This is a genomic window from Pantoea sp., from assembly GCF_028283705.1.
Taxonomy (GTDB): Bacteria; Pseudomonadota; Gammaproteobacteria; order Enterobacterales; family Enterobacteriaceae; genus Pantoea.
Genome location: NZ_JAPWKD010000015.1, coordinates 255,096 through 278,335, shown reverse-complemented (window position 1 = coordinate 278,335; position 23,240 = coordinate 255,096). Strand labels below are relative to the sequence as shown.

Sequence of the window (23,240 nt, the reverse complement as noted above, 5' to 3'; positions counted from 1 at the left end):
TGCCGCGGTAGTGAGTAATCATTGAGCAATAAATATAACAAACACTGTTGCTTTTTAGAAGCGAGGGTCTGTGATCAAGGCACGTATTCATCATTTCCTCAGACATAAGCGCACAGGCTGCTTAATTTACCACTCCCCTTTCCGGTTGCGGGAGAATAGCCGGTAATTTTTGCTTCAGCACCACGACCAGCAGCACGTTAATGAGCGCCAGCAGGCAAAGTAACCACAGCGTGGCACTCGCACCAAGATGCTGAAAAACGTAGCCGCCAACCAGCGGTGTCAGTGCCTGACCAATCAATGCCGGACGCGCCATGCGCCCCACTACGACGGCGTAGGCTTCTGGTTTGACCATCACCAGCGGCAAAGTTCCACGCACAATGGCACGTAAACCATTCCCGGCACCGTACAGTACCATGCTCAGTAGCGCAAACTGTGGAAAACAGGCCAGCAGCAGTAAGCCTATCGCCACCAAACCAACCGAAAAAAAGGTGGTCCAGATGGGATGACCGCGCTTAAAAGCGATGTCAACAATACGCGATCCGACCTGGCAAGGCCCCAGAATGGCGCTGATCGCCAGCGCGGCGGTTAGGGAATGACCGCTTGCCTGTAGCAGGGTAATCAGCTGCACCGAGATAGCGGTCATAATCACCGAAGCCAGGGTGAAAATGCTGCATAACAGCCAAAACAAACCGGGTGACAAATCGCTTTTTACGGCAACTTTCGGATATTTCCCGCTGCTCTTTTTACCTGCCGTAGCGGGAAGCGCATAGAGATAAGCGGGCAACACGCCCACACACAGCAGCAACGCGATGGCAAAACAGGCACCGCGCCACTCCAGCCAGTGGATCAGCAACGCGGTACCCGGCCACACCAGTGTGGTACAGAAGCCGGAAATCAGCGTGATGCCGGTAATCGCCCCGCGCGCCTGCCCTCCATATAAAGTACCCAGGGTGGCAAACAACGCATCATATAAGCCCATAGCCATACCAATGCCGATGATCACCCAGGCAAAAAGGAATAACAGCAGGCTGTGGCTCGCGCCCATCATCACCAGGCCGATGGCCATCACTGCCCCGCTCGCGGCTAACAACGAACGACCCCGGGCGCGGGCAATCAGACGGCCACTCAACGGCGCAAGCAAGCCGGAAACCAGAATCCCCAGCGACAACGCACCGTAAACCCACTGCTGTGACCAGCCGGTTTCTGCGACTATCGGACCAGCCATCACCGCCATCAGATAAAACGAACCTCCCCAGGAGAGGATTTGGACCAGCCCTAAGGTGATGATGGCGGGAACGCCGGGCTTCGCGTGTTGCTCCACAAGAATATTCCGTTAGCAGGCAAAGCAGTTGTTATAACACGTTAATCTATTGTGAAAAATGCTAAAGCCCTCTGCTTAACAGAATCCTTACGCCGTTGTGGCAGGCCTGCGCTGATAATTATTGCTTCTGGTATGTTGTAATTACAAACCGCACTTGCCAGTGATTCGTTTCGCTGCCACATTTGGTATGTTGTAACTAGGGAGACATCGCATGGCTCGTTACGATTTGATTTCCGACCTGCATGCCTGCGTTAACGCGCTGGAGCAGAATTTAGCGGCGTTACGCCAGCAGGTTGAGCAACAACCGCTGCTGATTGCCCGGGTGTTCAGTCTGCCTGATATCGAAAAAGGCCATGAACATGACGAGATTTCGCGCATCAAAGTGACCCAGCATCTGGGGGATGCAGCACGCGAAATGGCACTCGCTCACTACTGCCGGCTGTTTATGCAGCATCAGTCGGAGAAACTCAGCACCAAAGCCGCGGTACGGCTGCCTGGTGCTATCTGCATTGAAGCCGATGAAGCCAGCCGCGACGCCATCACCCGGTTAGTCGCGGAAATTAACGCCCTCAAGCTGCGGCTCGAACAGCTGATCACCGTGGAGTCTGGCCTGCCTGCCGAAGCGCGTTTCGAGTTCGTTCACCAGCATTTACGTGGTTTGATCACCCTGAATGCTTACCGCAACGTCACTGTGCTGGACGCGCCCGACAGCCTGCGCTTTGGCTGGGCCAATAAGAACATCATCAAGAACGTCAAACGTGAAGAGATTATCGAGCAACTGGAACGCAGCCTGAAAGCCAATCGGGCGCAGGCCCCGTGGACGCGAGAGCAGTGGGCAGAGAAAGTGCAGCAGGAACTGGAAGCCATACGCGATCTGCCGGTTAACGCCAGGCTGAAAATCAAACGACCGGTGAAAGTCCAGCCCGTCGCGCGGGTCTGGCGTGCAGAGGAGAAGAAGCAAACTCAGCTCGCCTGCCCTTCCCCGCTGCTGGTGCTCTGTCGCGATCGCAGCCAGGTGCCAGTGCTGGGGGAGTTGCTGGATTATGACGCGGATAACGTGGCGCATCGCTATAAGCCACAGGCGGAACCTTTGCATTTGATCATTCCCCGCCTGCATTTGTGGTGCGATCGGCTGGCATAAAAAAGGCCAGCATCGCTGGCCTTCCCTTCTCGTGCAGCTTACTGCTTCAGGCTGCCGACCATATCTTCCGGTCGGACCCAGGCATCGAACTGTTCTTCGGTCAAATAGCCGAGCTTCAGCGCCGAACCCTTCAGGGTCAGCCCTTCTTTATGGGCCTTTTTGGCGATTTCTGCCGCTTTGTCATAACCGATATGGGTATTAAGCGCAGTGACCAGCATCAGTGATTCGTTCAGCAGTTGCTCAATACGATCGCGGTTCGGTTCAATGCCAATCGCGCAGTGATGATTAAAGCTGTCCATGCCGTCAGCCAGCAGACGGATGGATTGCAGGAAGTTGTGGATGATCATCGGACGGTACACGTTCAGCTCAAAGTTACCCGATGCGCCGCCGACATTCACCGCCACATCATTGCCGATAACCTGGCAGCTCAGCATGGTCACCGCTTCGCACTGCGTCGGGTTGACTTTACCCGGCATAATGGAACTGCCCGGCTCATTTTCCGGGATAGAAAGCTCGCCAATGCCACAACGCGGGCCAGAAGAGAGCCAGCGCACATCGTTGGCAATCTTCATCAGCGAGGATGCCAGACCTTTCAGCGCACCGTGCGCGTGTACCAGCGCATCGCAGGTCGCCAGCGCTTCAAATTTATTCGGAGCCGTCACAAACGGCTGTTTAGTGAGTTCCGCCAGCGCCTTAGCCACACGCACCGCATATTCGGGATGGGTGTTGAGGCCAGTGCCCACCGCCGTGCCACCCAGCGCCAGCTCCGCCAGGTGCGGGATACTGTGTTCGATATGTTTGAGGCTATGTTCCAGCATCGCCACCCAGCCAGAAATCTCCTGGCCCAACGTCAGCGGCGTGGCATCCTGCAGGTGAGTACGGCCAATTTTGACGATGTCTTTGAAGGCAATCGCTTTGTCGTTTAAGGTTTTTTTCAGTACCTGCAATTGCGGGATCAGCTGTTCCTGCACGGCAATAACCGCAGCCACATGCATGGCAGTGGGAAATACGTCATTGGAGCTTTGACTTTTATTCACATCGTCGTTCGGATGCACCAGACGCGACATACCACGCTCACCGCCGAGAATTTCACTGGCGCGGTTAGCCAAAACCTCGTTCATATTCATGTTGGTCTGCGTGCCGGAGCCCGTCTGCCAGATCGCCAGCGGGAACTCTTCGCTGTGTTTATCGGCCAGCACTTCGTCAGCAGCCTTCATAATCGCATCGGCACGTTCAGCCGGTAACAGGCCCAGATCGCGGTTGACCTGAGCGGCGGCACGCTTGGTCAGCGCCAGCGCGTGCACCAGCGCGACCGGCATTTTCTCGGTCGATATACGGAAATGCTCCAGCGAGCGCTGTGTCTGCGCTCCCCACAACTTATCTGCCGGAACTTCGATCGGACCCATTGAGTCTTTTTCAATGCGATGGGCTGCCATGACTGCGTCTCCTTAACTCATATTTTTGAGGTTTACGCCCAGCATCCTCTTGCTGCAAGGCCAACTGAGCGGGCAAGATTGTCACTTTTCAGAATTTTACATTATGAGAGTCATTCGCATTTATTGCACTGGTTGATGTATTTTCAATGGCACTTTATGCCTTAAAATGCTTATAAGCCTATCGTTACTGGGGACAAATGATGCAAAAATTGAACAATTCGTTGCAAAACTACGCATGGGGCAGCAAAACCGCACTGACTGAACTCTACGGCATCGCTAACCCGCAGGGGTTGCCGATGGCGGAACTGTGGATGGGCGCACACCCGAAAAGCCCCTCCACCGTGGAGATCAATGGTGAAAGCCGTTCACTGCGTGACGTGATTGATGCCGACAAAACCGCCATGCTGGGTGCCGCTGTGGCGGATCGCTTTGGCGAACTGCCGTTTCTGTTTAAGGTGCTGTGCGCCGACCAGCCGTTATCCATTCAGGTACACCCTAGCAAAAGCGCGGCTGAAGTGGGCTTCGCGCGTGAAAACGCTGCCGGGATTCCGCTGAGCGCTGCCGAGCGTAATTACAAAGATGCCAACCACAAACCCGAGCTGGTGTACGCACTGACACCCTTTCAGGCCATGAATGGCTTCCGCGAATTGCATGAAATCGTTTCGCTGCTGGAGCCGGTGGCCGGAGCCCATCCGCAAATTGCCCATTTTCTGGAAAATGCTGATGAAGACAATCTGGCCAAACTGTTCGCCACCCTGCTGTCACTGACCGGTGATGCCAGGTCGCTGGCAATTGGCGTGCTAAAATCGGCTCTGAACGCCCGTGAAGGCGAACCCTGGCAGACCATCAAAGCCATCTCTGCCGATTATCCCGACGACAGCGGCCTATTCTCGCCGCTGCTGCTGAACGTGATTACTCTGCAACCGGGCGAAGCGATGTTCCTTTTTGCCGAAACCCCGCATGCTTACCTGAAGGGCGTGGCACTGGAAGTGATGGCGAACTCGGATAACGTGCTACGTGCTGGCCTGACGCCGAAATTTATCGACATCCCTGAGTTGCTGGCAAACCTGAAATTCCACGCCAAACCCGCCGCTACGCTGCTGACCCAGCCACAGCAACAGGGAGACGCCCTGAATTTCCCGATCCCGGTCGAGGATTTTGCTTTCGCCATTCATACCCTGCACGCTCAGCCCCAGGCGCTGGCCCAGCAAAGCGCCGCATTGCTGTTTTGCATCGAAGGCCAGGCAATCATTGAGAAATCAGGCGAGCAGCTGGTATTACAGCCGGGTGAATCCTGCTTTATCGCGGCCTCTGAGTCACCGGTCACCGCAGCAGGCACTGGCCGTCTGGCACGCGTATTCAACGCCCTCCACTGAAGCGGCTGACGCCCGCATCGTTAACTGCTATCATTTTCAAACTATTAATTAAAAACGCCTGCGGGCGTTTTTCTTCACCCGTCGCGCACAGGCCAGCAGCGTATGCGGACGCAAGGATAAGGACGACTCAGCGATGAAAAAGACCAAGGTTGCCGTAGGTGTGATTGTGGCTCTCGGGGTAATCTGGACCGGTGCCGCCTGGTTCACCGGCAAGCAACTGGAAAGCCATATTGATCAGATGGTGCAAAACGCCAATGCGCAGCTCAACGCTTACGCGCCGAACAGCCGCCTGACGCTCAGCTATCAGGATTACCAGCGCGGCCTGTTCAGCAGCAAAGCCCGACTGGTGTTGCAGGCCAGTTCGCAAACTGAAGACAACCCGTTACTGAAGCCGGGTCAAAGCATTGTGCTGAACACCGTTATCGATCACGGTCCCTTCCCTTTTTCACAGCTGAAGCGCGGCGTTTTCCTCCCGAGTATGGCATCGGTACATAGCGAACTGGAAAACACCGATGCGGTGAAGAAACTGTTTGAACTGACCAACGGCAAATCACTGGTCAGTGCCGATACCCGCATTGGCTACAGCGGTGCCACTGACACCGCCCTGGCGCTGTTGCCGGCCGATTATCAGGACGCACAGAATGGCGTACGTCTGGCGACTAACGGCGGCACGCTGAATATTAGTGCCGATGAGAAAGGCGACAATATTGGCCTGCAGGGCGATTTTTCCAGCATTGCGTTCGCCAGCAAGAACGAAGTTAATCAGCCGGTGCTGTTTACCCTTAACGGCCTGAAGGTGAATGGCGACACCCACCTTAGCCCGGAAGGGGTACGCGTAGGCGATCAAAGCATTGCGCTGGATAAGCTGACAGCCAGTGTGAATGGTCAGGAAGGTCTGACGCTGGAAAAAATGAACGGGACTTCATCGTTCGACAATAAAGATGGCAAGATTGGCGGCCAGATTGACTATCAGGTCGGCAATATCAGCCTGCAAAAACAGCCATTCGGCGAAGCTAAGATCACCATGAAACTGGCGCAGTTTGATGCCCAGGCAGTGAAAGCTTTCTCCGATAGTTATAACGCGCAAATTCAGGATTTGCTGAGTCAGCCGGGGCTGATCGATGATCCGATCCGCTATCAGGAAGGCGTGCATACCATCCTGATGAAGAACCTGCCGACGCTGCTGAAAGGTTCACCAACCCTCAGCATCGCACCACTGAGCTGGAAGAACGACAAAGGCGAAAGCACCTTTAACCTGAATGTTGGCTTTAACGATCCGGCCAGCGTGACCGGTGACGTGCAGACACTGAGTGCCGCAGTCGATCGCGTGCTGAAAACCCTGGATGGCAAACTGGTGATCAATATGCCGATGGCAACGGAAGTGATGCGCCATGTTGGCCTGGCGGAAGGTTATCAGAGCGATGATGCGCAGAAACTGGCAGATCAGCAGGTGAAAGGGCTGGCGGCGATGGGCCAGATGTTCCGTCTGACACAGCAGCAGGATGACAACATCACCACCAGCCTGCAATACGCCAATGGCCAGGTCACCATGAACGGTGACAAACTGACGCTGGAGCAGTTCCTTTCACGTTATATGCTGGGCAGCCAGACCAGCGAAGGCATGCCTGAGTAATCCACCTTAAAAAAGCGGCTGACCAGCCGCTTTTTTTCATTTACCACGTTGCGACAACCCGACAGAAATCCGTAACAACATCCGATATTTCAGCCTCGATGCTGCTTTATGCAGCATCCGCCCACGCATTTGCGCAAATTGCTGGCGCTGTTGCGCAAGAAGTTTTTATAATGCTCTGCACTTCACAATAACTCAGCGAGTGCGCCATGTTTGATTCCAAAATTCCTCTTACCGACATTCACCGCCACCTTGATGGCAACATCCGGGCGCAAACCATTCTTGATTTAGGCCGCCAGTTTAATCTCAGCCTGCCTGCCACCAACCTTGAAGCGCTGCGTCCGCATGTGCAGGTCACGGAAAACGAGCCGGATCTGGTGAGCTTTCTGCAAAAACTGGATTGGGGCGTGAAGGTGCTGGGCGATCTTGATGCCTGCCGTCGCATTGCGCTGGAAAACGTCGAGGACGCGGCCCGTGCCGGGATCCATTACGCCGAACTGCGCTTTTCACCCGGCTATATGGCGATGACGCATCAGCTGCCGATTGCCGGTGTGGTGGAAGCGGTGATTGATGGCGTGCGCGCGGGTGTTAAGCAATACGGTGTGGATGTCCGCCTGATCGGCATCATGAGCCGTACCTTTGGCGAAGAAGCCTGTCTGCGTGAGCTGGAAGGTTTGCTGGCGCATCGTGATGGCATCACTGCGGTGGATCTGGCAGGTGACGAGCTGGGCTTCCCGGGCAGTGAATTCCTCAGCCACTTTAACCGCGCCCGCGATGCAGGTTTCCGTATTACCGTGCACGCCGGTGAGGCGGCAGGTCCGGAAAGCATCTGGCAGGCGATTCGGGAACTGGGGGCCGAGCGTATCGGTCATGGCGTGAAGGCGATTGAAGACCGTGCGCTGATGGATTTTCTTGCTGAGCAGAAGATCGGTATCGAATCCTGCCTGACGTCCAACATTCAGACCAGCACGGTCTCCTCCTTCGCCAGCCATCCGCTGAAAGCCTTCCTCAATCACGGTATTCTCGCCACCATCAACACCGATGATCCGGCAGTTCAGGGGATTGAGCTGGCACATGAATATCAGGTCGCGGCCCCCCAGGCCGGACTGAGTGTGGCGGAAATGCGCCAGGCGCAGGAGAATGGCGTGACCATTGCGTTTTTGACCGAAGCGGAAAAATCTGCGTTGCGCACACGCGTGGCAGGATAAACATTTCCTGCATCTTATCTCAGCGGTGCTGGCTTTATCAGCACTGCTGATTTCTCCATGCTGTCAGATATCACATAATTTTCTCAAATCAATCAGTACCCAATATCCCCCCACAGGACATTTCTTTTTTAATCCGAGAATCCATACGTTAAAAATTCAATTTGATATTAAACAACATTTGAAGATATTCAGGATGGTCTCATTCATCCCCTGGTTACAGCGCTAACCAAACCACCTTATTACGTTAATGAATGAGATTATTAAGTGAAAAATAAGCACAGACTCCATGGGATGGCATTGTCCCTGCTTACCGTCAGCATGTTGGTATCATTTCAACTCCATGCCTATGACAAATACGATATCAACAAAGCCTATACCGGCGGAGCGAAAGTAACCTGGCAGGGTGGGGATTTCGAGGCGCAATGGTATGCCAACCCAGGTGAAACACCGAACCCGACGATCACCCACAACTGGGAAAACGTATGGAAAAAAATCGGCGCGGTACCCGATATCGATCCCGAACCGACACCGGATCCTGAACCAACACCACCTGCTCCCCCTGAAACGGGGCCGTCTGACTATCCGCAATATCAGCCTGGCAAACAATACAAAATGGGCGAGATTGTCAGTAACCACGGTAACGATTATCAATGTCAGGTCGCTAACTGGTGCAGTGGAGAATCTTCAGTCTATGCACCGGGTGAGGGCTGGGCATGGGATTCAGCATGGAGTCTGCACGGTGGCGCATCTGAACCAGATCTGGAGCTGAGCCAAAAAGCGCTGGATGAACATGAAGCCGCCCTGACCAACACGGAACAACTGATTGCAGTAAAAAAAGCCATTCGCACACTGAGTAACGATCAGGTTGAGCAGATTAAGCCGGGCGCGTCAAACAATCCGGCCAACGTGAAACGCGTAGAAGCGCTGGTAACAGCCGCTAAATGGGACACATTCTTCCCGCACCGCGCTCCCGCTTACACCTATGAAAATTTCCTGAAAGCAGTTGGTAAATTCCCGGTTCTTTGTGCGGATAGCGAAAATGGGCAGGATGCGGAAGGGATTTGTAAAAAGACTCTCGCCACCATGTTTGCGCACTTTGTGCAGGAAACCGGTGAGCATGCCAGCGAGAGTGACGTTGCTCAGTGGCAACAAGGATTACATTGGGTCAGGGAAATGGGCCTTGACGAAACCAGCTATGATAAATACACAGGCGCAACCTGTGATCCCACCACCTGGCAGGGCAAAGCCTGGCCGTGTGCTAAAGACAGCCAGGGCAATGCGCTCAGTTATTTTGGGCGCGGCGCTAAACAGCTAAGTTATAACTTTAACTACGGCGTCTTCTCACAAGCCATGTATGGTGATGTGAATGTGTTACTGAAAGAACCTCATCTGGTCGCTGATACCTGGCTCAACCTCGCCAGTGCGATATTTTTCTATGTGCAACCGCAACCGCCTAAGCCAAGTATGCAGGCCGTGATGGACGGTAGCTGGCAGCCAAATGCGGCAGACAAAGCCAATGGACTGGTTCCCGGCTTTGGTGTGACCACCCAAATCATTAACGGGGGTGTCGAATGTGGTGGCAGCGTAGAAATCCAGCAGTCGCTAAATCGTATCGAGTATTACAAAGCCTTTGCCAAACAGCTGGGTGTATCCGTACCGGACAGTGAAGTGTTGGGTTGTAAGGGTATGAAACAATTCAGCGAAGAGAGTTCAGCGGCGATGCCTTTATTCTGGGTGAAAGATGACAGCTATGTTGCCGAAAACCCAGGCGGGAAGTCCTATGCATGTAAACTGGTTAACTGGCAGGAAAACGATTTTAGCGCGTTAACCAAGGGTGATTATACTCGCTGCGTTAAAGCGAGTTTCCCGGATGTGGTGATTAAAGATTAATTGTTCCTGCACGAAGACTCTCTCCCGCTGGCGGGAGAGAGTAACGATTATTTCAACGACATGGTCTGGCGTTGCTCTGCCGATTGCAGGCCCAGCTCAATCAGCTCCATCACCTGAATCGCCTCTTCCGCTGTGACCGGATTCGCACCGGTACCGGCGATGGCATCACGCACTGCTGCATAATAAGCCGGATAGTTGCCTGGCAGCGTCAGCAGGGCTTTTTCCACCATCACGTCACCATCGGCCAGCGTCAGCACACCATCACGCATATCATAACCCCACTCCTCCTTCGGTGGACGTTCGCCCGCCTTCAGACGATCTTCCTGAGGATCGAGACCAAATTTCACATAGCTGCCGCGCGTGCCGTGCACGATAAAACGCGCCGACTCCGCCGCCGCCAGCATACTGGCGTGCAGCACCACGCGGCGTTGCGGATAAGTCAGCGTGGCATGGAAATAATCGGTGGTTTGCGCACCGGTACGCAGTTCAGCCATATCGACGTTGATGGCAACAGGCGCACCGAACAGCTGCAACGCCTGGTCGAGCACATGCGGCCCCAAATCAAACCAGATACCGCTACCCGGCCCTTTCATCTCACGCCAGCGCTGACGAACTTCCGGGCGGAAGCGGTCAAAATGCGACTCCAGATAACGGACTTCACCGAGAGAGCCATCAGCCAGTAGAGACTTCAACGTCAGGAAATCGCTATCCCAGCGGCGGTTATGGAACACCGACAGCAGCAGACCTTTCGCTTTTGCCAGCGCATCCAGTTCACGCGCCTGCGACAGGGTGACGGTAAAAGGTTTATCCACCACCACATGCTTGCCCGCGTTCAGCGCGGCTTTAGCTAACGGGAAATGGGTATCATTCGGGGTAGGAATTACAATCAGGTGCAGAGTCGGATCGTCCAGCAGCATCTGAGGATCGGCAACCACCTGCACCGAAGGCCAGTCCGCATGCACTTTTGTGGCGTCGCTACTGGAGACCGCCGCCAGTTCAACGTCTGGCGTACCGGCAATCAACGGTGCATGGAAAGTTTTGCTGGCAAATCCGTAGCCTATCAGGCCGACACGAAGTTTATCGCTCATTATCATTCCTCTTGTTCGTTACCTGACTGATTTAAGACGAATCAGTCAGTGAGGACAAGAAGGAATCACCTGAAAGCTCAGAAGATCGCACTCCTTGCAGGTTGCCAGCTTTCCTGGGCCACCAGCGCATCCTGTGCATCCTGGCTGCGACGCCGGAAATCACTGGGGCTGACGCCCACGCGTTTACGGAATACGCGCGAAAAATACAGCTGGTCATCATAGCCCACTTCGCGACCCACTGAGGCAATCGGCTCCTGGGTGGTCTGCAACAGCAGTTTGGCACGGATCACCCGCTGGTCTTCACGCCAGCGCAGCAGGTTGATGCCCATCTGCTCGCGGAACAAATGCGCCAGACGTGAGGGTGACAGACAGACATGGCGCGCCACCTCCTCAATTTTCACCTCACTCGCCAGATGATTAGTGACGTACTGGCAGGCTTCAATCACGCGTGGATCGCGGATTTGCTGATGGCTGCGTGGATCTTCTTCCACCGCGCGCAGCAACAATCGTTCCAGCAGGTTCATCGCCAGTTCTTCGGCAAAACGCCGTCCGGAGTTATGCGTCTGTTCAATACTGGCAAACAGACGATCAAATTCTGCACGCTGGGCTTCCGGCAGACGCAGACGCCCCACCCCCTGGGATTCGTCCTGCCATTGCAGCCAGTCAGTCCAGTAGGCACGCGGGCGGAAATAGACCCAGCGATGAAACCAGCACGGGCTATCTGGCGCACGGCCATAGTAATGCGGGGTTTTCGGCTGGAACAGCAGCATATCGCCAGGCAGGCAGTCGAATGCCTGTTCACCATCAAACACCCGACCTTCGCCTTTAATGGTCAGATTGAGGATATAGCCTTTCATTCCGAGCGGACGGTCGATAAAGAAATCGAGCGGGCCATCGGCGGTAATCGGCGTCAGCCCGGCCACCAGCCAGGCATTAAAGGGGTACCCCGGTAATAACGGGTTTTGCTGGGCCACGGGGGGTTCGCGGTGGTACATAATGCCCTCACTTTTCGCGTGATTGATAACCGAAACGGAACGGCTGTTACCGTTCCGTTGTTGTCACCGACTCAGGCGGCTTTATTTTTCTGTTTGTAACGGTCAAAAATCACCGCCGCTAACAGTATCAAACCGCGCACCACATACTGTGAGAAAGGCGATATATTCAGGAGATTCATCGCATTCTCAACCGTACCCAGGATTAATACCCCGGCCACCACGTAAGAAATTTTACCGATACCGCCTTTCAGTGACACCCCACCCAGGACGCAGGCAGAAATCACGATCAACTCGTAGCCCAGAGAGGTCATTGGCTGGCCGCTGGTCATACGCGACGCCAGAATGATGCCCGCCGCCGCCGAGACTAACCCGGAAAGGATAAAAATGATGATACGGGTACGCACCACCGGCACGCCGGCCAGACGCGCCGCTTCCTCGTTGCCACCAATCGCCAGCGTGTTACGGCCAAAAGTGGTTTTATTCAACAGAAACCCGAACACGATCATCGTGGCGATAGTCAGCCAGATCGGGGCTGGCAAGCCAAACCAGTTGGCATAGCCGAGGGCGAAGAAACGTTCATCTTCGATACCCACCGCTTTACCGTCTGAAAAGATATACGCCAGACCACGCACAATCTGCATCGTGGCCAGTGTGGTAATCAGGGCATTGATCTTCAGCCGGGCAATCACGAAACCGTTAACAAAACCGGTCGCCATACCCAGCAATAAACCGGCCGCCACACCAATCCACAGGCTTTCGGTCATGTTGATCACTACCGCAGTGACCACGCCTGCACAGGCGATCACTGAGGCGACCGACAGGTCAAAATCCCCGGAGGCGAGACAGAACAGCATGCCACACGCCACCATGCCCGACATCGACATCGCCAGCCCCAGCCCTTTCATATTGATAAAGGAGCCAAAGTTGGGGACAAAAAGGGTACAGGCAATAAACAGCAGTGCGAACACCACCAGCATGCCGAAGTTATCCCAGATACGTCCCAGTTGCAGGCCGCTGCGCTGCGCCGGTGGCGTATTAGAAGTGGTAGATGAAGCCATAATTGCTCTCCTTTACATCAGGCCACGGCGGCCGCTTGAGTCGTTTTCGGCATCGCCAGGCCCAGCGTCAGCTGCTCCGTGGCACGGTCGTGTGGCAGTTCACCGGCAATTTCGCCTTCACGCATCACCACGATACGGTCGGCCAGGCCCATCACTTCGGGCAGATCGCTGGAGGCAAACAACACGGCAATACCTTTGTTTGCCAGTTGATAAATCAGGTTATAAATCTCGTGTTTCGCACCCACATCAATGCCACGAGTGGGCTCATCCAGCAGAATCACGTTCATCTCCTCCGACAACCAGCGGCCCAGAATCGCTTTCTGCTGGTTACCACCCGACAGATTCATGATCAGCTGCTGCGCATGCGGAGTTTTGATATTGAGCGAGCGGATATGGCTGTCGGCATTTTTCGCCTCCCAGCCGGGTTTAATCAGGCAACCGGCGGTGAGATTATGGCGACGCGCGCTGATGTTGATGTTGTCGCGTACCGAATGCACCGGGATGATGCCCTCCGCCTTACGATCTTCCGGGCACAGCATAATGCCGGCACGGATCGCATCGATCGGCTGGCGAATATTGAGTTTTTTCCCATCCAGCGACACACTGCCGCCACGCAGGCGGGTGGCACCGAATAACCCTTTCATCAGTTCACTGCGCCCAGCCCCGACAAGGCCGAATAGCCCGACAATTTCGCCAGCCCGTACTTCTAGCGAAATGGGCATACGCACACCCTTCGCCTCCACCTGGTCCAGCTGCAAACGCACGGGGCCCAAATCACGCGGCGCGTAACCATAGATATCCCCCAGATTGCGTCCCACCATCGCCTGTACCAGGTCTTCATGGTGGGTGTTTTTCATGTCCGTGAAGGTGCGCACGTAGCGGCCATCTTTAAACACGGTGATGGCGTCACTCAGCGCAAAAATTTCTTCCATGCGATGCGAAACATACAACACGACCCGGCCCTGCTCGCGCAGCTGGCGGATCACGCGGAACAGATGTTCGATTTCACGCGCCGACAGCGAGCTGGTGGGTTCATCAAACGCGATAATGCGCGCGTTACGCGCCAGCGCTTTGGCAATCTCCACCATCTGCCACTGGCCGAGCGACAGGTATTTCAGCGGCATATCCGGGTCGATATCCATGCCCAGATTTTTCAGCTGTAAACCCGCCTCAAAGCGCAGCAATTTACGGTTGACCAGGCCATGACGATGCGGAATCTGACCGAGGTAGATGTTCTCCGCCACACTCATTTCCGGCACCAGGTGCAGTTCCTGATAAATGATCGCCACCCCGGCATCCAGCGCCTCGGTGGTGTGATTAAACCGTACCGGCTGGCCTTTGATGTGGATCTCGCCCGCGGTGGGCTGATAACTGCCGCTGAGAATTTTCAGCAACGTCGATTTGCCTGCGCCGTTCTCACCCATCAACGCATGCACTTCACCAGCGCGGCAGTTGAACGAGATATCCTGGAGCGCTTTCACACCGGGGAACGTCTTGCTGATACCATGAAACGACAGAAAGTCAGAATCAGTGTTCATGGGAACTCCATATCGTGGTGAATAAGGCGCTCTGTCCCCGCGAGGCACAGAGCGCACGCAACGGGATTACATCAGCCCTTTTTTCGCCAGTTCGGTTTTGAAGTTATCGCGGGTGATCAGCACCACGTCGGTGACTTCAGTAAACTTCGCAGGTTCCTGTCCTTTGGTTACCCACTCATACAGCATCTGGCTGCTTTTATAGCCGTGTACGTCCGGGCTGGGCAGCAGCGATCCGTAGAAACCGGTCGGTTCCCCTTTGGAAAGCTCGCTGACCGCATCCACGCCGTTGATGCCAATACCGATCACATCCGGTGCCTTGAAGCCCTGGCCTTCAGTGGCGCGCACGCCACCCAGCACGGTGTTGTCATTCATGCCGAGGATCAACCAGTGTTTCACTTTCGGATGTTGCACCAGCAGCGAGTTACCGGCATCGAAAGCACCCGGGATATCGTTAGATTTGGTGGGGACCTGATAAATCTGAGCCGCCGGGAAACCTGCCGCTTTCAATGCATCCATCGAACCGGTGGTGCGGCGACGCGCGGTATCCAGCTCGTTGGCGGTGATCGCCATCACGCCGGTCTCTTTCACATCCCAGCCGCGTTTCTGCATTTCTTTATACAGTTCCTGGCCCTGACGCTCGCCGATTTTGGTTGCCGCCATCATCACCAGTGGCACGGTGTCCATCGGTTTGCCTTTGGCGTTAACAAACTGATCATCGACCGCAATCACTTTCAGGTCATAGCTACGGGCTTTCGCCATAATCGCCGATCCCAGTTTCGGGTCCGGGGTACAGATCACAAACCCTTTCGCACCGCTGGCCGCCAGGCTGTCGATGGCGTTCAGGGTTTTTTCGCCGTCGGGTACAGCGATTTTGATCACTTCAAAGCCGAGATCTTTGCCCGCTTTATCGGCAAAGCGCCACTCAGTCTGGAACCAGGGTTCCTCCGGTTGTTTGACGAGAAAACCGAGCTTCATGGTCTCGGCGATAGCGGAATGTGACATAAGCGCGGCGAGACCAATTGCCGCCAGCGTTTTAGTGAATTTATGCATGATGCTCTCCGGCACAATGATGTTTTTAGCGAGCTTTAAACGAATCGGTGTAAGCGCTACCACACTGACTTCTCTTACGGGTACAGCGTAAAATCAGCGCGTTAGAACAAGGTTTGTACAAAGGCTGTGCAAACGCTGGGCTAGTTGTAGCGGGAAAAGGTGAGAAAAATGTAGAGCGGTATCACATCCCGGAACGACGACAAAATTCTCCATATATTCAGCAAAATTAACCGGTCATTAACTTTTGCAGTGGATCACGAAATACCTGTTGATGGCAGAAAAGTGCATATTCTCAGCTGGGGATGACTAACCGCTCCAGCCCACCCATTCCAGGATAAGCGCAGATAACTGACACAGGAGAATTTCAATGGGCGCTGGCGCTATTACCATCGGGCTGGATTTTGGCAGCGATTCCGTCCGGGCTCTGGCCGTGGACTGCCACAGTGGCAAAGAACTGGAAAAAGCCGTGGTCAACTATCCGCGCTGGGCTAAAGGGCTGTTTTGCGACGCACATGCCAACCGCTTTCGTCATCATCCGCAGGACTATATAGACGCGCTGGAACAGGCGCTGGTGACGGTGGTGCAAAAACTCAGCCCGGAACAACGTACCGCCGTGGTGGGGATTGGTGTGGACAGCACCGGATCAACGCCGGCACCGATCGACCGCGATGGCAACGTGCTGGCGCTGCGTCCTGAGTTCGCCGATAACCCCAATGCCATGTTTGTGTTGTGGAAAGATCACACCGCAATAGAAGAAGCGGAGGAGATCAATCAGCTGTGCCACAGCGGCCGCTTCACCGACTATACCCGCTATATCGGCGGCATTTATTCGTCGGAGTGGTTCTGGGCGAAAATTTTGCACGTTTCCCGTGAAGATGCCGCAGTCCGTGACGCCGCCGTTTCCTGGGTGGAGCTGTGTGACTGGGTGCCAGCCCTGCTGAGTGGCACCACCGCGCCGCAGCAGTTGCGTCGTGGCCGCTGTGCCGCCGGGCATAAGTCCCTCTGGCACCCGGACTGGCAGGGTCTGCCTCCCGCTGAATTCCTTAATGCGCTCGACCCGCTGCTGACCGAACAACTCGACTCTCCGCTGTTCAGCGATACCTGGACTGCTGATGTGCCAGTCGGCACCCTGAGCGCCGAATGGGCGCAACGTCTCGGCCTGTCACCCCAGGTGGTGCTGTCTGGCGGCGCGTTTGATTGCCATATGGGTGCCGTCGGTGCCGGAGCACAACCCTATACGCTGGTGAAGGTGATCGGCACCTCAACATGCGACATCCTGATTGCCGACAGCGAAAAAGTCGGTGACCGCGCCATCAAAGGTATTTGCGGCCAGGTCGATGGCAGCGTGGTACCGGGTGCAATTGGCTGCGAAGCTGGACAATCCGCTTTCGGCGATATCTACGCCTGGTTCAGCCGCCTGCTCGGCTGGCCACTGCAACAGGCCGCGCAGCAACACCCTGAGCTGCAACCCCAGCTGGAGCAGCTGCAAAAAGATCTGATCCGTCAACTGACCGATGCCTGGGCTGCTAATCCGCAACTCGATCATCTGCCAGTGGTGCTGGACTGGTTCAACGGTCGTCGCACTCCTGATGCGAATCAACGCCTGAAAGGCGTGATTACCGACCTCAATCTCGGTACCGATGCCCCGGCGCTGTTTGGCGGCCTTATCGCTGCTACTGCCTTTGGCGCGCGCGCCATTATGGAATGTTTCGAACAACAGCAGATTCCGGTGGCAAGCGTGCTGACTCTCGGCGGCATTGCACGTAAATCCCCGGCCATCATGCAGGCCTGCTGCGACGTGATGAACCGACCACTGGATATCGTCGCTTCTGACGAATGCTGCGCACTCGGTGCGGCCATTTTTGCCGCGGTCGCCGCCCAGGTTTACGCCGATGTCCCGGCGGCACAGCAGGTAATGGCCAGCCCGATCGACGTGACCTTACAACCGGATAGTCAGCGCGTGGCGCGCTATCAACAGCTTTATCAACGCTATCAACATTGGTGCCAGGCCGCTGAACCGCAGTATGCCGCACGCACCGTTTCCGCTAAGTAAAGGAGTGGTTTTATGGAACAGCACAACACACAACAGGTGTGGTTTGTTATTGGTACGCAACACCTCTACGGGGCGGAAACGTTACGCCAGGTGGAACAACATGCGCGCCAGGTGATGGATGGCTTGAATCAGGCGGGTAGCCTGCCGTTGCAACTGGTGCTCAAACCGCTGGTGAAATCGCCGGACGAAGCGCTGGCACTGTGCCGCGAAGCGAACCACGCCAATGAATGTGTCGGCATCATTACCTGGCTGCACACCTTCTCACCCGCCAAAATGTGGATCGGCGGGTTAAGTATCCTGAATAAGCCACTGCTGCAATTCCATACCCAGTTCAATGCCGAGATCCCATGGGACAGCATGGATATGGACTTTATGAACCTCAACCAGACCGCCCACGGTGGCCGCGAGTTCGGCTTTATCGGTGCGCGTATGGGCCTGCAACACAGCGTCGTTACCGGCCACTGGCAGGATAAAGAGAGTCAGCTGCGGATTGGCCGCTGGATCCGTGCTGCCCAGGCACGTCAGGCCAGCCAGCAACTGAAAGTTGCCCGTTTCGGCGATAACATGCGCGAAGTGGCAGTCACCGAAGGCGATAAAGTGGCGGCGCAAATTCAGTTTGGTTATGCGGTAAACGGCTGGGGCGTCGGTGATTTGGTCGAGGTGGTGAACAGCGTCAGCGATGGCGACGTCAATGCCCTGATTGATGAATACGAAAGCCACTATCGCTTTACCGAAGTGGCGGCAGTGAATGGTGAGAAACGCCAGAACGTGCTGGACGCAGCACGCATTGAATTGGGACTGAAACGCTTCCTTGAAGCTGAAGGCTGCAAAGCCTTTACCACCAACTTCCAGACGTTACATGGTATGACGCAGCTGCCGGGTCTGGCGGTGCAACGCCTGATGGGTCAGGGCTACGGTTTTGCCGGTGAAGGTGACTGGAAAACCGCTGCGCTGCTGCACATCCTCAAAATACAGGCAGGCAATCGCCCCGGCGGCACTTCATTTATGGAGGATTACACCTACCACTTCGCACCAGGTAACGATCTGGTGCTGGGTTCCCATATGCTGGAAGTGTGCCCGTCCATCGCCAAAGAAGAGAAACCGCTGATTGATGTACAGTTCCTTGGCATTGGCGGCAAAGCCGATCCGGCCCGCCTGATTTTCTCTACCCCAGCCGGACGTGCGGTGAATGCCAGCGTGATCGATCTCGGCGACCGCTTCCGTCTGCTGGTCAATGTGGTCGATGCCATTGAGCAACCGAAACCGTTACCGAAGCTGCCGGTGGCGCGTGCCTTGTGGCGTGCACAACCGTCACTGGCAACGGCATCAGAAGCCTGGATTCTGGCCGGTGGTGCACACCATACGGTGTTCAGCCAGGCACTGGATCTTGATGACCTCTATCTTTATGGCGAGCTGAACGGTATCGAAGTGCTGGTGATTGATGACGAGACGCGGTTACCGGCGTTCAAAGATGCGCTGCGCTGGAATGAGGCTTATTACCGCCTGATGCGGTAATTACTTTTCCTGTTTTCTCAGGTCGCGATTTATCGCGGCCTTTTTTATGTTAGAAAGAAAAAACTGCACCGCAATACATTCAGAGATGCATTGCGGTTTTTCTCATGAAAAAATCCCAGCGCCCTCAGGAAGGAATAATGTTTAATGCCATAGCAGGCTCACAAAAGAACTGCGTCCTTCAGGAGAGAGTTAAATATGGACCCTATTGGAAATATCGCAGGCGCACTCCTTCAGGTTGAAGGGACACAGGCCGCTCCATCCCCCACCATCAATATAAGTCAGTTGGCAAACCGCGAAAATTATGACTTATCCTCGTTTTATATTGATAAAAATAGGCCGATAAACTTTCAACAGATTGATTTCAATGATTTATCGTATAAAAAATCATTTGATAGATTCTGCCGCGATGCGTTGGAAGTTATGCAAGTTAACTTAAAAGAAAAATATCAGAACAATACTTACCCTCATGCTACGATCGATGAATATATCAAAGCCAAAAAATATCCTTCTGCACGCGGCAAAGATTTTTACCGTTCGGAGTTCGATTTCAACGGTAAAAACGTGATGGCGCACGGCGCTAATCTGGCGGTAGTTTTGTATTCCGTGATCAACTGCAATCTGAAAATTGTCCCCGCCATTAAACAGCTGAAATTACTCGGCATGATCCATCCTTATATTAAACTCACTAACGAGGAAAATTTTTATCAGCTTTGCTCTCAGGTACAAGTCAGCCTGCTAAATATGAGAAACTGCTCATTCCAGGATGTGAAGCTGCTTGCTAATCAGACAGCGCAGAATAACGATGCGTTTTTTGACTCAATACCGGTGGTTATTATTGGCAATGGCACCGGGCAAGGCGAATTCTTCGCCAATATGGATGCGCAGGGCACCACGAAATGTCTCGATATCCGTATACTGTCATGTCGGGACAATAAAGATAAAGACATCATACTCAACTGCCTTCAGCAAATTTATAACGTGACAAAAAATGACAAAATAAAAGCCATCCGCGTCTGTACCTATGCTGAACTCGATAACACCTTATGGAAAAAAAATGCCCGCGGATGGCCAGATATCGGCTATGTTCTGGCAAGCAGCGATACAATAGACACGCATGCAAAACCGGCATTGAATTTGAGTCATATTGAAAAAGATACAGCCGGTCTATTGGCATTATTTCATATAGATAAAAGCACACCGATCTCATTTGAAACACTGAATTTTAATGATTTCCGCCACAGAACACTTTATGAAGAATTTATGAGGGTTGATCTGGAGGAAATACGCCAGGAATTGGTCAGAAAATATGGCGGCGACCGATTTCCTTATAAAACAATACAGGAGAATCTTGCCTACACCTCCCCACCTGAACCCGACGATATTGATTACCGCCCGGAGGCCTTTTATCCGTATGCGGAGAATAATGTTGCCCACGGTACGAATCTGGATGTAGTAACCCATGCCATTATTAACTGTGGCCTGCAACTGGTGCCGGGTATCACCCAGCTTCTGCTGCTGGGCAAACAACATGACATCACCTTTAAAGCCAACCCGGAATTAACCTGGCTGCTGAACGTGGCGGTTCGTGCGACGTCACTCAGAGCCTTACACAGCAATTTTCGTGATGCTGAGCAATTCGCCCTTGATGCTACAAAAGAATCCACCAATCTCCTCAGTTCCATACCGGTGATGGTAATTGGCGAGGGCGTCAATGAACGCGATATGTATGCCGGTCTGAGTAATGAATTCGCTTACGCCAGAGTGAATATCTGGATTCTGGCGCTTAAGGATGAAATGGATAAAAGAATCGTGATGGAATGGTTTAAGAAAGTTCGCGATAGGCTGGGTATTGAAGAAATCAATTCATTAATGTTTTGTACCCTTAAAGATATTAGCGATTGCCGCAGGAGAACAGGTCGCGCAACGCGCCCCGACCTTGCTGCACTGATGGAAAAAAGTCATACCCTTGCATAATTGATTGCATCAATTCGTCGCGGCGCGATTTATCGCGCATTTAACAGCGTTGCCGATGGTAAAGAACGCGCGATAAATCGCGCCGCAACAAAATCAGGAGAACGTAACCGATGGACGTGAACAGAAATACATCAACCCTGGTCAATCAGTCGATCATTGAATCAGTAGCTGGCACATCCCAATCGACAATCAATATCAGCCATGCCACAAACCAACCCACCTATGACTTATCCTCATTTTATATTCCTATGGACACCCCCATCACATTCGATAATTTTAATTTTAATGATCTGTCGTACCAAAATATGTGGGCTGGGGGATGGCGCGAGGATATGGCCGCAATACGCCAGCATTTAAAAGAAAAGTATGAGGGTCAACCCTATCGCGACGCTAACGTGGGCATTTATCGTCAGGCAAAACATTACCCCGCTGGCAACAGCATTGATCACCGCCCGGCGAAGTGGATTCTGACCGGCAACAATAGACTGGCACATGGCACCAATGCTGCGGTGGTTCTCTATTCCGTTATCAATTGCAATCTGCAAATTGTCCCGGTCATTAAGCAACTGAAGTTGCTGGGCATGGAGCATCCCTATATTAAAACTCTCAGCGAGGGTAATTATTATAAACTTTGCAAGGGTGTCAGAGCCAGCCTGTTATCGAGTATATGTAGTTTTCGTGACGCACAGGAACTTGCAAAAGCAGCAGCACAAAATAATGAAGCTTTTTTTTCATCTATGCCTGTGGTTGCCTTTGGTGATGGTATTGAAGCAGGTCGTCTATATCAAAATGCTGATAACCAAATAGCGACGAAGAGATTGAACATCCGCGGGTTGGCATGCAGAAATAAACAGGAAAAAAACATCCTGCTGCAATGCCTCAAAGAGATTTATGACACAACAAAAAATGAAACAATCAACGAAATACGGGTTTGTACCTTTGATGTTCTCGTCAACACCATTCTCAAAACAGATAGCCTGGGAAGACCCGATCTCAACTATGTACTGGCCAGTAGTGACACGATAGAAACATTGTCACATCCCACGTTGAATCTGACCCATATTGAAAATAATCAGGAAAGCTTATTTGCTGATTATTATATTGCCAAAGATACCCCGATCTCGTTTGAAAGTTACGATTTCAATAATGATGCTGCTCTCCTCCGTTTTCCGCCAGGGCATATCAGAGACGAAATGGAGACGATCCGTCAGGGTTTAATCAGACAATTTGCCGGGGGCCATTTCCCTTATAAGACAGTGGGCGAATATCTTGTCCGTGTACGTGATCCCCAGCCCGGCACCGTCAATTACCGTCCTGCCGCCTTTAATCCTGATGCTGAGAACAACGTGGCACATGGTACCAATCTGGATGTGGTCACCCATTCGATTATCAACTGTGGTCTGCAACTGGTGCCGGGTATCATGCAGCAGTTGCTGTTGGGTAAACAGCATGAATACACCAGCAAAGCCAACCCCGAATTGACGTATCTGCTCAGTCTGGCGGTTCGCGCGACCAAGCTTAGAGGCACACACAGCCACTTCCATGATGCCGAAGAATTTGCCCGCAAAGCCGCCCAGGAAACCACTAACCTGCTGAGTTCCATGCCGGTGGTGGTAATTGGCGACGGCATCGATCAACGCAACATGTATGCCAATCTGGATAATGAGTTTGCTTTCGCCAGAGTCAATATCTGGTTGCTGGCATTGAAAGACGAGACGGACAAAAGAATCGTGATGGATTGGTTCCGCGCAGTCAGAGAAACGCTGGGCATTGAAGCGATAAATCAATTGATGTTCTGTACCTTCGATGACATTGACAACTGTCATTGGGAAAATGGCTATCCGGTGCGACCGAATCTGGCGGCGCTGATGGCAAAAAGTCACACCATTACCTGGATTGCGCGATAAATCGGGCCGCTACAGATACACAGACACGGAAAAAACAGGAGGCCCGGTTGGGCCTCCACA

16 protein-coding genes are annotated in these 23,240 nt (G+C 53.5%); 9 read left to right on the top strand and 7 right to left on the bottom strand.

What is annotated here, in order from left to right; genetic code table 11:
- Nucleotides 1-121 precede the first annotated feature (121 nt).
- Nucleotides 122-1,321, bottom strand: a complete 1,200-nt coding sequence (locus PW844_RS14040) for an MFS transporter (RefSeq protein ID WP_299452684.1) — start codon at nucleotides 1,319-1,321, stop codon at nucleotides 122-124.
- A gap of 211 nt (nucleotides 1,322-1,532) precedes the next feature.
- Here PW844_RS14040 and tus point away from each other — a divergent pair, with 211 nt between their 5' ends.
- Nucleotides 1,533-2,462, top strand: a complete 930-nt coding sequence (gene tus, locus PW844_RS14035; RefSeq protein WP_299452681.1) for a DNA replication terminus site-binding protein — start codon at nucleotides 1,533-1,535, stop codon at nucleotides 2,460-2,462.
- A gap of 38 nt (nucleotides 2,463-2,500) precedes the next feature.
- On the opposite strand, the gene fumC is transcribed toward tus, so the two are convergent.
- The gene (gene fumC / locus PW844_RS14030) at nucleotides 2,501-3,898 is read right to left on the bottom strand and encodes a class II fumarate hydratase (RefSeq protein WP_299452678.1); all 1,398 of its coding nucleotides are present in this window, start codon (nucleotides 3,896-3,898) and stop codon (nucleotides 2,501-2,503) included.
- A gap of 200 nt (nucleotides 3,899-4,098) precedes the next feature.
- Here fumC and manA point away from each other — a divergent pair, with 200 nt between their 5' ends.
- From manA to PW844_RS14010, 4 genes are all read left to right on the top strand, one after another.
- A complete protein-coding gene (gene manA / locus PW844_RS14025; RefSeq protein ID WP_299453185.1) occupies nucleotides 4,099-5,274 on the top strand; it encodes a mannose-6-phosphate isomerase in 1,176 nt (391 codons plus the stop codon).
- A 133-nt stretch (nucleotides 5,275-5,407) separates the two neighbouring features.
- Entirely contained in the window at nucleotides 5,408-6,907 is a 1,500-nt protein-coding gene (locus tag PW844_RS14020) for a YdgA family protein (RefSeq protein ID WP_299452676.1), read from the top strand.
- Between the two features lie 206 nt (nucleotides 6,908-7,113).
- Nucleotides 7,114-8,112, top strand: coding sequence for an adenosine deaminase (gene add / locus PW844_RS14015; RefSeq protein ID WP_299452673.1), 999 nt, complete (start codon nucleotides 7,114-7,116; stop codon nucleotides 8,110-8,112).
- Between the two features lie 291 nt (nucleotides 8,113-8,403).
- Entirely contained in the window at nucleotides 8,404-10,002 is a 1,599-nt protein-coding gene (locus tag PW844_RS14010; RefSeq protein WP_299452670.1) for a glycoside hydrolase family 19 protein, read from the top strand.
- Between the two features lie 47 nt (nucleotides 10,003-10,049).
- Here the strand turns inward: PW844_RS14010 and PW844_RS14005 are convergent, their stop codons facing one another.
- From PW844_RS14005 to PW844_RS13985, 5 genes are all read right to left on the bottom strand, one after another.
- A complete protein-coding gene (locus tag PW844_RS14005; protein WP_299452668.1) occupies nucleotides 10,050-11,090 on the bottom strand; it encodes an oxidoreductase in 1,041 nt (346 codons plus the stop codon).
- Nucleotides 11,091-11,167: 77 nt separating this feature from the next.
- Nucleotides 11,168-12,085, bottom strand: coding sequence for an arabinose operon transcriptional regulator AraC (gene araC / locus PW844_RS14000; RefSeq protein WP_299452665.1), 918 nt, complete (start codon nucleotides 12,083-12,085; stop codon nucleotides 11,168-11,170).
- Between the two features lie 71 nt (nucleotides 12,086-12,156).
- A complete protein-coding gene (gene araH / locus PW844_RS13995; RefSeq protein WP_299452663.1) occupies nucleotides 12,157-13,143 on the bottom strand; it encodes an L-arabinose ABC transporter permease AraH in 987 nt (328 codons plus the stop codon).
- A gap of 17 nt (nucleotides 13,144-13,160) precedes the next feature.
- Nucleotides 13,161-14,681 carry an L-arabinose ABC transporter ATP-binding protein AraG gene (gene araG, locus PW844_RS13990; RefSeq protein WP_299452661.1) on the bottom strand — a complete coding sequence of 507 codons (1,521 nt, stop codon included), beginning with the start codon at nucleotides 14,679-14,681 and terminating at the stop codon, nucleotides 13,161-13,163.
- Nucleotides 14,682-14,747: 66 nt separating this feature from the next.
- Complete coding sequence (locus tag PW844_RS13985) at nucleotides 14,748-15,731, bottom strand: arabinose ABC transporter substrate-binding protein (protein WP_208714885.1); 984 nt, start codon at nucleotides 15,729-15,731, stop codon at nucleotides 14,748-14,750.
- 367 nt (nucleotides 15,732-16,098) lie between these two features.
- Here PW844_RS13985 and PW844_RS13980 point away from each other — a divergent pair, with 367 nt between their 5' ends.
- The 4 genes from PW844_RS13980 to PW844_RS13965 all read left to right on the top strand — a co-directional run bounded on the left by PW844_RS13980 (nucleotide 16,099) and on the right by PW844_RS13965 (nucleotide 23,180).
- Nucleotides 16,099-17,784, top strand: coding sequence for a ribulokinase (locus tag PW844_RS13980; protein ID WP_299452650.1), 1,686 nt, complete (start codon nucleotides 16,099-16,101; stop codon nucleotides 17,782-17,784).
- 12 nt (nucleotides 17,785-17,796) lie between these two features.
- A complete protein-coding gene (gene araA / locus PW844_RS13975; RefSeq protein WP_299452648.1) occupies nucleotides 17,797-19,299 on the top strand; it encodes an L-arabinose isomerase in 1,503 nt (500 codons plus the stop codon).
- Between the two features lie 195 nt (nucleotides 19,300-19,494).
- The gene (locus PW844_RS13970; protein ID WP_299452645.1) at nucleotides 19,495-21,273 is read left to right on the top strand and encodes a hypothetical protein; all 1,779 of its coding nucleotides are present in this window, start codon (nucleotides 19,495-19,497) and stop codon (nucleotides 21,271-21,273) included.
- Between the two features lie 110 nt (nucleotides 21,274-21,383).
- Nucleotides 21,384-23,180 carry a hypothetical protein gene (locus tag PW844_RS13965; protein ID WP_299452643.1) on the top strand — a complete coding sequence of 599 codons (1,797 nt, stop codon included), beginning with the start codon at nucleotides 21,384-21,386 and terminating at the stop codon, nucleotides 23,178-23,180.
- Nucleotides 23,181-23,240 lie beyond the last annotated feature (60 nt).

Excerpts from the sequence above, each read along its gene's own strand:
- tus (WP_299452681.1), top strand. The coding sequence starts at position 1,533 with ATGGCTCGTTACGATTTGATTTCCGACCTGCATGCCTGCGTTAACGCG.
- fumC (WP_299452678.1), bottom strand. The coding sequence starts at position 3,898 with ATGGCAGCCCATCGCATTGAAAAAGACTCAATGGGTCCGATCGAAGTT.
- manA (WP_299453185.1), top strand. The coding sequence starts at position 4,099 with ATGCAAAAATTGAACAATTCGTTGCAAAACTACGCATGGGGCAGCAAA.
- PW844_RS14020 (WP_299452676.1), top strand. The coding sequence starts at position 5,408 with ATGAAAAAGACCAAGGTTGCCGTAGGTGTGATTGTGGCTCTCGGGGTA.
- add (WP_299452673.1), top strand. The coding sequence starts at position 7,114 with ATGTTTGATTCCAAAATTCCTCTTACCGACATTCACCGCCACCTTGAT.
- PW844_RS14010 (WP_299452670.1), top strand. The coding sequence starts at position 8,404 with ATGGCATTGTCCCTGCTTACCGTCAGCATGTTGGTATCATTTCAACTC.
- PW844_RS14005 (WP_299452668.1), bottom strand. The coding sequence starts at position 11,090 with ATGAGCGATAAACTTCGTGTCGGCCTGATAGGCTACGGATTTGCCAGC.
- araC (WP_299452665.1), bottom strand. The coding sequence starts at position 12,085 with ATGTACCACCGCGAACCCCCCGTGGCCCAGCAAAACCCGTTATTACCG.
- araH (WP_299452663.1), bottom strand. The coding sequence starts at position 13,143 with ATGGCTTCATCTACCACTTCTAATACGCCACCGGCGCAGCGCAGCGGC.
- araG (WP_299452661.1), bottom strand. The coding sequence starts at position 14,681 with ATGAACACTGATTCTGACTTTCTGTCGTTTCATGGTATCAGCAAGACG.
- PW844_RS13985 (WP_208714885.1), bottom strand. The coding sequence starts at position 15,731 with ATGCATAAATTCACTAAAACGCTGGCGGCAATTGGTCTCGCCGCGCTT.
- PW844_RS13980 (WP_299452650.1), top strand. The coding sequence starts at position 16,099 with ATGGGCGCTGGCGCTATTACCATCGGGCTGGATTTTGGCAGCGATTCC.
- araA (WP_299452648.1), top strand. The coding sequence starts at position 17,797 with ATGGAACAGCACAACACACAACAGGTGTGGTTTGTTATTGGTACGCAA.
- PW844_RS13970 (WP_299452645.1), top strand. The coding sequence starts at position 19,495 with ATGGACCCTATTGGAAATATCGCAGGCGCACTCCTTCAGGTTGAAGGG.
- PW844_RS13965 (WP_299452643.1), top strand. The coding sequence starts at position 21,384 with ATGGACGTGAACAGAAATACATCAACCCTGGTCAATCAGTCGATCATT.